We start from the raw sequence: 9,215 nt of genomic DNA on the forward strand, positions 1-9,215 counted from the left end.
GGATTTCCAGCTCCCGCTTGAGCCGGATGTCTCGGCACGCAGCCGGGAGAGTTCCCTCTCTTGCGGCGTTACCACTTTGCCGTCGGCGCCACCGAGCTTGCCCGCGGCGGCTGCCTTGACCCTATTGCGCAAGGCCTGCTCAACCAGCCTCAGTTCCTTCCCCTTTCGCCCCAGGGTCTGCCCGTCCTGTACCCGCTTCACCGCCAGCTCCTTGAATTCCAGCGTGCAGGCCCGTTTCGCCATCTTCATGCTTCTGCCTTCCAAGGTCACGTCATCTGACGTCACCCCGGGAAGACGAAATTCCGGGGGAAACTGACTCAAGAACGGCAGCCGAAGCCACGAAGTATGGGTGGGGAGGGTGGTTTGCAGGAACCCCCTTACCTGCAGCATGGTGTCGAGAAATCTTACATTTTTTCCGCTGGAGCTTCCTGGAGATGTTTTGAACTTCAATAAATCAGATCAATGTCAATCATGGCACGATGTTTGCTTGACAGCCGCGATAACGGCTGTGAGTATCGGTAAAAATCGAGGGGCATTCTTGGCTGGAGCAATGTCATGACCCGTTTGTTCCGGTTTGCCGGAATCTGGCGCAGGGGTCAGTGCCCCTGCACCCGGGATGCATGCCGCACACACTGTTTCCGTGAGCGTTCAATGAGTTTTGCCGGTGTTGCGGTAGTTAACGACGCGTGTTCACTGGAGTTTGCATGATCCAAACAGATCTCGACACTACAGTTGGTGAGCTAGACGGTTTACGCCGTGCCGACTGCCTTGGTTATCCCTCGGCCGCTTCGCCGGTGGCGAATGTGTGTTCGTCGAGAAGATGACTGTGAAGATCGAGTGGTGGATTCTGCGCTGCTTGAACGAGCTGGGGAGATGATCGCCTACGCATAATGACCGCAAACGATAGTCTTCTGGACGAGGGGGGTTCGATGCGACAACCCCTTGCCCGGCTCCAGGCGTTCCCGATCAGAACGTGATTGTCATCAACCGGGGTAGGGAATCTTTAAAGAGGGGTGAACGGCGCTTGTTGCCGACATCCCGTCTCGACAACTTGCTGCCGCTGCGGTGATCCGGGAGAAAACGTGGCCGACGCAATAATTCAGCTAACAACCAACAAGGAGGAAAATCATGCCCGCAACACCTTATCAGCCACCCACGATCACGTATGCGATGAAGACTCCCGGGATCGACAGCGTCGGGTTTGTTAATGACCCGCCGACCTACGACGATTTCAATGTCACTGCTTCCAGTTCCCCGCTCGTCTATCCGCTGGGTTGGTATGACGGATGGTGCATCGACAGGAGTACGTCGATCTACACTACGCTCACCTACACCGCGAAGGTGTATTCCAGTTACGAGTACAACATCCTTCGTGCGAACGCCAACTTGGCGACCGTCGGAGATAACGGGGCTCCCTTGTTGCCTGGTCTCGTTGCGACCGTTCCGACCGATGGGACGTCACAACCCTACCTGGAGAATCTTGACGTAATCAACTGGTTGCTGAACAACCTCGTGGTCGATTCCAGCCACACCTACAACGATACGATCAACGGAATAGGTTATACCAACATTCCGTATTACATCGTCTCGGGAAACCCTGGACTGGGCCTCTTCACATATGGCGACATCCAGCAGGCAATCTACCAGTTGCTGGGTGACGGGTGGTCCACCAATAAGTTCATCGGGCTCGACAGCCAGGCGGATGTGACGACTCTGGTGAATCATGCGCTGCAGCAAGTGGCTCTCGAACCGGGCGGGATTTATGTCCCTGACCTCGGGGAGAAAATCGTCGTAATACTCGACAATGGAATCAATCCCGCTGACGGGAAGGTCTTCCAGCCAACTATCATCACCACGCTTGCGGCGAAACTGGGTGATTATGTGTGGCACGACCTCAACGCAGACGGACTTCAGAATGACGGTGATACCGGAATTAACGGAGCAACAGTTACGCTCTGGCGTGATCTTGATGGCAACGGTGTCTTTGATCCTGCCACGGAGCTGCTGGGGGTCACCGTAACAGGTGATGATCCCAATACTACTGGAACGCAGTCCGGATATTATGAGTTCAAGGGCCTGACGCCGGGGCTTGAGTATCAGGTGCTCTTCGCGACGCCCACGGGTTTTGACGCGTCGAGTCCGCGCCAGGTGTCTGGAGCAGATCCCGCCAATGTTGTTGGCGACAATAGTGACGGCCTGGTTTCGAACAAGATCTACCTGTCTCCGGGTGAATTCAACCGAACCATCGATGCGGGCTTCTACAAGTTCGCCAGCATCGGTGATCGGGTGTGGCTCGATTGCGACGGCGATGGCATCCAGGACGCAAACGAAGCCGGGGTCAATGGCGTCACCGTCAATCTGCTGGATGGCAGCGGTCAGGTTGTGTCGACCCAGAAGACCCAGGGCGATGGCAACTACCTCTTCAGCGGACTGATCCCCGGCAACTACTCGATCGAGGTGGTCAAGCCCGGCGGTTACAGCTTCACGCTCAAGGACCAGGGCAACAACGACGCAGTCGATTCGGACGTGGACGCGCAGACCGGCAAGACAGCCGTAACGACCCTGACCTCCGGCGAGGAGGACTTGAGCTGGGACGCCGGTCTGATCACCACCTGCGGCGTCTGCGTGGACATCGACCTGACGTGCAACACGAATAGTGGTGGCACTGGCGCGGGAAACATCCGCACGGTCTCGCAGAATGGCGTGTCGGCCAGGATCAGCGCGTTCAGCCGCACCGACGCCGACGGGGCGTGGAAGACGGCCTACCTGGGCAGCTACAGCGGCGGCCTTGGTGTAACCGATACCAGCGAGGATGGCAGCAGCCCGTCGCATGCCGTCGACAACGTCGGCGGTCGGGACAACTACATCCTGTTCGAGTTCGACCGGGCGGTGGTGCTTGACAGTGCCTTCCTGGGTTGGGTTTCCGGCGACAGTGACATGCAGGTGTGGATCGGCACGGCCAACAACCCGTACGCCAATCATTTGACGCTGAGCGACACCTTGCTGAGCGGCATGTTCACCGAAGTAAACGATACCACTCTGAGTTCTACCCGCTGGGCCGACGTCAATGGCGGCGGACTGGCCGGCAATGTGGTCATCATCGCGGCGAGCACTGCGGACACCACCCCGGAAGATTACTTCAAGGTGCAGAAGCTCGATTTGTGCACCCCGGCGTGTGGTCTCACGGCGAGTATCGGCGATCGGATCTGGTATGACAACAACGCCAATGGTATCCAGGATAGCGGTGAGGGCGGCGTGGCCGGGGTGAGGATCGATCTGATGGATGGCTCGAACGTGAAGGTCGCGAGCACTACCACAGATAGCAATGGAAACTACCTGTTCGCAAATCTGGCGCCCGGCCAGTATCAGGTGAATATCGACGAAACCACCCTCCCCACGGCTTATGTCTTTACTGGGTCGAACAAGGGCAGCAATGACGCCACGGACTCGGACATCATCGACACGGCCACCTATCCGAAGAGCTACGGTCGCATGGAAGTGACCACTCTGACTGCGGGCGAGAACGACCTGAGCTGGGATGCGGGCATCACCAGGCAGGCGTGCGTCGGCGACCGGGTGTGGGAAGACAAGAATCACAACTGGATACAGGACTCCACGGAGCCGGGCATTGGTGGCATCAAGGTCAAGCTGTATAACCTCGGCGCAGACGGCAAAGTGGGTACGGACGATCAGATCGTCGCCAGCACCACCACCAGCAGCACCGGCTACTACAAGTTCACCGTCGATCCAGGCACCTATTATGTCGTGTTCGACAAAGCCAACGTGATGTACAACGGTATCAACATGAATACCTGGCTGTGGGCTTACAAGGACGTCGGCAGCAATGACGCGGTGGATTCCGATGCCGGATTCACTCAGGGCCAGGCGAGGGATTACAGCAACGTCACCAAGACAGGCACCTTCACATTGAAGGCGGGCGATAATGACATGACTCGCGATGCCGGCCTCACGCCGATCGTCATCGATCTCGATGGTGGCGGCATCCAGACCGTCAGCCGCAGCGAGTCCGCTGGTCGCTTCGACCTCTTCGGCAATGGTTCGGCGGTCGAATCGGGCTGGATCGGCAGCGGCGAGGGTTTCCTGGCGGTCGACAAGAGCGGCAACGGCCGGATCGACAGCATCAGCGAACTGTTCGGTGGAACGGCCAAGGGCGCGGGGTTTGCGCAACTCGCCGACTATGACAGCAACGGTGACGGCTTGGTCAATGCGGACGACGCCGGGTTTGCCGATCTGAGGATCTGGCGTGACGCCAATGGCAACCACCAGACCGATGACGGCGAATTGCTTACTCTGGCGGAGGCGGGTGTCAGGGATCTGAAGGTGAACTACACCGACATGCCGTTCCTTGACCGTCAGGGCAACCTGCACCTGGAGCGGAGCAGTGCGACGCTGGACGATGGCAGGACGGCCGACATGACCGACGTCTACTTCGCCGTTGACGCTGAAGATGCGGCGGCTGCCGGTGTCGATCTGCCTGGCCTCGCCGCGCTGCTTGACGATCTCTCGGTAGCTCCGGCCACCGACGCCGGGTGGTTGTTCGCCTGAGCATTGTAAACAGCCCGGCTCGTCGTTCGCGGCGGGCTGGAATGAATGCCAGGTGCGGCACTGACGCTCCATCGGCATCGCCGGGCGCGTAGCGCCCGGCGATGCCGACCGGTTGGCTGGGGAGAGGTTCAGTGGCCAATCGCCTCGCTTTTTGTCCGCCTGCAGAGACCGTTGGAATGGGTTTCGGCAGGCGGTTCTTTCTTTTTGCGCAGCCGTCCTCCGGATCGCGTTTCAGTTTCACTACGTAAGAGTCGGACCCATCAGGTCAGATCTACTCAGGCCCCCGCCGGACGGACGCTAATGGCTTAAAGAGCCCGAGCTTCTCATTGGTTGCGCTCCACCAGAGAGACGGACGTTGTAGAATGCCCCTCGGCTTGGGAGGCCTCAGCGAGGAGCAGAAAGTGGACAGACTGCGCGACATTGAAGAAGCGATCGGTGCGCATGCGCGCTGGATGTCGGACTTGCGGCAGGCTATCCTCGATGCACGTTCCGGGGTTGATGTGGCGATGATCCGGGCAGACGACCAATGCGAGTTCGGCAAATGGTTGTATGGTTCCCGCTGGTCAGCAGAAGACCGGACCACCGATAGTTATCAAGAGGTTCGCCAATTACATGCCGATTTCCATGAACTGGCAGCGCAGGTGGTCGAAAGGGCTGCGCAAGGAAAAACGGTCGAGGCCTATGCTCTGCTCTACGGTGAGTACGTCACGATGTCCGGCCGGCTTGCACTGGCTTTGCGGGCCTGGCAGGGACGCTTGTTGCAGGGTGTTGCGTAGGGGAAGCAGCGTCCCGCCAGGCTTTGAAACCCGTCTTCCCGGCCGGTCGCTTGAAGAGCGCCGGAAACGGGGAGGGTATGGGAGCCGCCTTCCTGCCGTATTCCATCCTCCTGCCCCTCGGGCAAGAAGAGATCGCTTTCGCAATCTCATTGCGGCATCAAGTGCTCGTCGACTCACGCTCCGCGAGATCAGTCACCAGCCTGACGAGGCGTGGCAGCGTTCGCGTGGCGAGGTCGAAATTCTCCCTCATCTCCTGCCTTGCCTGGGCGCGCAAGGGCTGCTCCTGCCGTGGTTCGGCGAGCACCGAGACGATCGTCTCAGCCAGCGCTGCGGATGAAAAGAAGTCGACCAGTCGTCCGTTCTGGCCGGCTCTGACGACTTCGCGGACGGGCGCCGTATCCGAGGCAATCACCGCGCAGCCACAGGACATGGCTTCGAGCAGTGACCAGGAGAGGACGAAGGGGTAAGTGAGGTAGACATGTGCGCTCGACAGGCGCAGCACGTCGATGAATCTTGGGTAGGGCACTTTGCCCAGGAAATGCACCCGGCTCAGGTCGAGGGCCGAGCCGAGTTCGCGCAGATAGTGTTGGCGGTAGGTCTCTCCATTCGGCAGAGGCCGCCCGTAGCTGACCTCTTCACCGCCAACCACAAGCACCTGAACTTTTGGCCGCGCTGCGAGGACTGCCGGCAGAGCGCGCATGAAGGTATGAAATCCCCGGTAGGGTTCAAGGTTGCGGGCAACGTAGGTGAGCACCTCATCGCCCGAGCGGAGTTTTTTCCTGCCATCCGGCAGGATGAACTCGGAAACCGGTCCAGGGCAGACCAGATCGGTGCGCACGCCGTCATGAATCACGTGCGTGCGCTGATGATGGACCTCGGGGTACTGATCGCGTTGCCAGTGCGTCGGGCTGATGCCAGCATCGGCCGCTTCCAGGCTGATCAATTGCGTCGAATTGCGGACCCGTACCTTGCAGCGGTCATCAAAGGAAGTGGGAAATTCCGGGTCGAAACCCATGTCCGAGCCGCTGCCGCGATAAAAGAACTCAAGATAGAGCAGCAGTCGGGCATCCGGATAGGCATCCTTCAGAAAGAGGGCCTCGCCCCAGGCCGGGTGAGCACAAATCACATCGGGAACAAAACCCTGCCTGCGCAACTCGAGTGCCAGGCGAACGACCGACTGGCCGCGACGAATTGCGGCTTCGGTACTGTGCAGGTAGTGATGGGTCTGCCGGGATGCGCCGGGTGGCTGCGGGTAGGCAATGAGCCGGATGCGCGGATGAAAGCCCTCGGCCCGCCTGATGCTTGCTTCTTCGCCGATGGCGACCACCTGGTTTCGGGTGGAATCGGCGAGCGCTGGAGCGATGTGGCGGTATTGCCCGGGAAAGTTCTGGTGAACGAAGAGGATTCGCATGCCCTGCGGTAGTGAGTGAAAAATCGATCAACATCGAGGTTGAGGTTTCCCCGGATTTTCGTCTTCCAACGGGTGGGTTCATGCTACCTGTTTTTTCCATCTGTTGAGCGGTGTTCCGGTTTTCCGGGTGAGCTTCCCCCGAAATTTCATCTTCCGAGGGTGACGTAAAATTCAGTCATTCCGGGATCGCCAAATGGAGATAGCGAAACCGGCATACACGCCGGAGTTCGGCGAACTGGCGACCGTGCATCTGGATGCCGGCGACACCGGGGGTGAGAAGCGAGGGAAACTGAAGAACCGGAAGGTGGACGGGGTGGTCACGACGAAACCGGACAAACTGAGGGCGATCCCGCAGGAAAGCAAGGCTGAAGCACGGCTGCGTTGCCTGGAATCGGTGAAGGCGAGCATTCGCGCGAAGGTTCAGCATTCGTTCCATGCCGTGAAGAATCTCTTTGGTCATCGCAAGGTGCGCTACCGCGGGCTGAAGAAGAACACGGCCCAGTTGCACGACGCGCTGGCCAAGGCGCCGGCCCTGGTCATCGGCGAAGGCTATGCCACCGCCGACAGCCTGTCACAGACGCTCGGCTTTGCAACCGTCGCCGCCTTCGACTCCGGGAACCTGGTGCCGGTCGCCAAGGCTCTGCACGAGAAGTACCCGGACAAGCCGATCGTCATCGCCGGCGACGACAAGCACCTGGAGGCCACCCAGGGCGTCAACCCCGGCCGCAGCAAGGCCGAAGAAGCCGCCCGGGCGGTTGGCGGCAAGCTGCTACCGCCGATCTTCGCGCCCGGCGAGCAGGTGGCGAACCCGAAGGGCTTTACCGACTTCAATGACCTGGCTACCCGAAGCGTACTGGGGCAGGAAGGTATCGTGCGGCAGGTTCGGTCGGTGGTTGATGATGTGCTCGATCGGCAGCAGGGGCGCGGTGTCGAGGAACTGCAGCCCGGGCAGAGGCAGGAAAAGCGGCAGCGCAGGGTCGAGAAGGTTCGATGATCGTCGCGGTGGTACCGAACCCGCGGGTGTTGCTCCTCCCTGAGAGCTCGCAGTACCTCACTGCCTTGTTGATCAGGGCGTTTTTTCGGTCGCGCGTTTCGGTTCCCTCTTGATGCCCTGGTGAACATCGCTACGGCCTTGGGCCGGCGCGTGCATGTAGAGTTGGAGGTGGCGTAACCAGGGTTGACCGCACTTGAGGCAAGCGCACATACTTCTGGCGATGCCGTCGGATTTCCTTCACTTGGTTGCTTCGGGGCACACCTACCAGCCACTAAACTGGCGCCGATTTTCCGCAGGAAGATCAACGATGATCGACATGGAGACCATACGCGCCGCCGCCGCCAGGCTGGTCGCTGCCGCTACCTCACCCGCCCGCGTCATCCTGTTCGGGTCCTACGCGCGCGGCACGGCTGACGAGGGTTCGGACCTCGACCTGATGGTCATCGAACGGGAAGTGCCGGATAGGGCGGCAGAATATATGCGCCTGATGGATGCCGTCGGCCGGGTTGCTCCAGGGATTGGCCTGGACTTGCTGATTTACCCTCTGAGTGAATACGAGCGGCGTGGCCAGGTTCCCGGCACGGTGTTGTTCGAGGCACGCATCGAAGGTCAGGTGCTGCATGACGCCCTCCATTGAGGAAGCCCTCCGGCTGCTGCGCCTTGCCGAGCGCGACCTACAGACCTACCGTATCCTCGCCGCCCATCCGGATGCATCCCTGGCGGCCACCTGCTTCCATGCCGAGCAGTGCGTTGAAAAGGCGCTGAAGGCTGTCCTGACTGCGCATAGCGCGACCTTTCCCCGCACTCACAACCTGGAAGAACTCGGCTTGCTTGTGACAGAGAGCGGTATCGGCCTGCCCGCTCCCGCAAGAGATTTGCGACGGCTCACTCCTTTCGCGGTGGACTTTCGCTATAACGAAGAAACCATCGCGCTGCTCACCACCGAAGCGGCTGGCCTTCTCGCGGAATCCGTATTCCAGTGGGCGAAAGCGTTGATTGAGGCGACCAGGCAATGAGCGACATTGCTGCCCGGTTGAGGAGAAATTCAGGAGTCGGCCGGATACTGCGCTGCATGCGGTGGTTCCGCTTGTCTGGACAGCCAGTAGGGTGGGATAAGCCAAAGCCAGTGGTTGAGTGACGGTTTTGACTTTCCCGGATTTTATACAAATCCACAGCGCATGGATCAGGCCACCTTTGCTGCGGCTTGGGCAAGGCCCCCGAAGTACGCCTCGTCCGGCGTCTGCCAGTCGAGGGACTGGTGCGGCCGGCGGCAGTTGTCCCAGTCGAAGCACTCGACGAGGCTCTTCTTTTGCTTGATGCCGTTGGCCGCTGGGCGCAGAGAAACCCATTCGTGCTTGACCGTCCACCACCGCCGCTCGACGAAGAGGTGGTCGTGGCACCGCCTACGGCCGTCCCTACTGATCCGGATGGCGTAGGCCTTCAAGACGTCAGTGAATTCTGTGCTGGT

Annotated in this window: 6 protein-coding genes and 4 pseudogenes; 7 read left to right on the forward strand and 3 right to left on the reverse strand. The window is 59.9% G+C overall.

Annotated features, from left to right (window positions below; genetic code table 11):
* Positions 1–243, reverse strand: a pseudogene (locus JNK99_RS06865) (transposase); the annotation flags it as partial.
* A gap of 885 nt (positions 244–1,128) precedes the next feature.
* Between JNK99_RS06865 and JNK99_RS06870 the strand changes: the two are divergent.
* Together JNK99_RS06870 and JNK99_RS06875 are read left to right on the forward strand one after the other, a co-directional pair.
* Positions 1,129–4,566 (forward strand): SdrD B-like domain-containing protein, encoded by a 3,438-nt coding sequence (locus JNK99_RS06870; protein WP_291850566.1) that lies wholly within the window; start codon positions 1,129–1,131, stop codon positions 4,564–4,566.
* 401 nt (positions 4,567–4,967) lie between these two features.
* Positions 4,968–5,342, forward strand: coding sequence for a CZB domain-containing protein (locus JNK99_RS06875; protein ID WP_291850569.1), 375 nt, complete (start codon positions 4,968–4,970; stop codon positions 5,340–5,342).
* Positions 5,343–5,499: 157 nt separating this feature from the next.
* On the opposite strand, the gene JNK99_RS06880 is transcribed toward JNK99_RS06875, so the two are convergent.
* Positions 5,500–6,753 (reverse strand): glycosyltransferase family 4 protein, encoded by a 1,254-nt coding sequence (locus tag JNK99_RS06880; protein ID WP_291850573.1) that lies wholly within the window; start codon positions 6,751–6,753, stop codon positions 5,500–5,502.
* 385 nt (positions 6,754–7,138) lie between these two features.
* Here JNK99_RS06880 and JNK99_RS06885 point away from each other — a divergent pair.
* From JNK99_RS06885 to JNK99_RS06900, 5 genes and pseudogenes are all read left to right on the forward strand, one after another.
* A pseudogene (locus tag JNK99_RS06885) lies at positions 7,139–7,261 on the forward strand (IS5/IS1182 family transposase); the annotation flags it as partial.
* Positions 7,262–7,747 (forward strand): annotated as a pseudogene (locus tag JNK99_RS06890) (toprim domain-containing protein); the annotation flags it as partial.
* Between the two features lie 87 nt (positions 7,748–7,834).
* A pseudogene (locus JNK99_RS17640) lies at positions 7,835–7,924 on the forward strand (XRE family transcriptional regulator); the annotation flags it as partial.
* Between the two features lie 130 nt (positions 7,925–8,054).
* Positions 8,055–8,384, forward strand: coding sequence for a nucleotidyltransferase domain-containing protein (locus JNK99_RS06895; RefSeq protein ID WP_291850576.1), 330 nt, complete (start codon positions 8,055–8,057; stop codon positions 8,382–8,384).
* The gene (locus JNK99_RS06900) at positions 8,368–8,763 is read left to right on the forward strand and encodes a HEPN domain-containing protein (protein WP_291850579.1); all 396 of its coding nucleotides are present in this window, start codon (positions 8,368–8,370) and stop codon (positions 8,761–8,763) included. Before JNK99_RS06895 ends, JNK99_RS06900 begins: the two co-directional genes overlap by 17 nt.
* Positions 8,764–8,930: 167 nt before the next feature.
* On the opposite strand, the gene JNK99_RS06905 is transcribed toward JNK99_RS06900, so the two are convergent.
* Positions 8,931–9,215: integrase core domain-containing protein (locus JNK99_RS06905; RefSeq protein WP_291850580.1), on the reverse strand; the 285-nt coding region annotated here is incomplete at its 5' end.

Source organism: Accumulibacter sp., from assembly GCF_016789985.1.
Lineage (GTDB): Bacteria > Pseudomonadota > Gammaproteobacteria > Burkholderiales > Rhodocyclaceae > Accumulibacter.

What these genes read in the sequence shown, in the direction of transcription:
- JNK99_RS06870 (WP_291850566.1), top strand. Translation starts at nt 1,129, where the DNA reads ATGCCCGCAACACCTTATCAGCCACCCACGATCACGTATGCGATGAAG.
- JNK99_RS06880 (WP_291850573.1), bottom strand. Translation starts at nt 6,753, where the DNA reads ATGCGAATCCTCTTCGTTCACCAGAACTTTCCCGGGCAATACCGCCAC.
- JNK99_RS06895 (WP_291850576.1), top strand. Translation starts at nt 8,055, where the DNA reads ATGATCGACATGGAGACCATACGCGCCGCCGCCGCCAGGCTGGTCGCT.
- JNK99_RS06900 (WP_291850579.1), top strand. Translation starts at nt 8,368, where the DNA reads ATGACGCCCTCCATTGAGGAAGCCCTCCGGCTGCTGCGCCTTGCCGAG.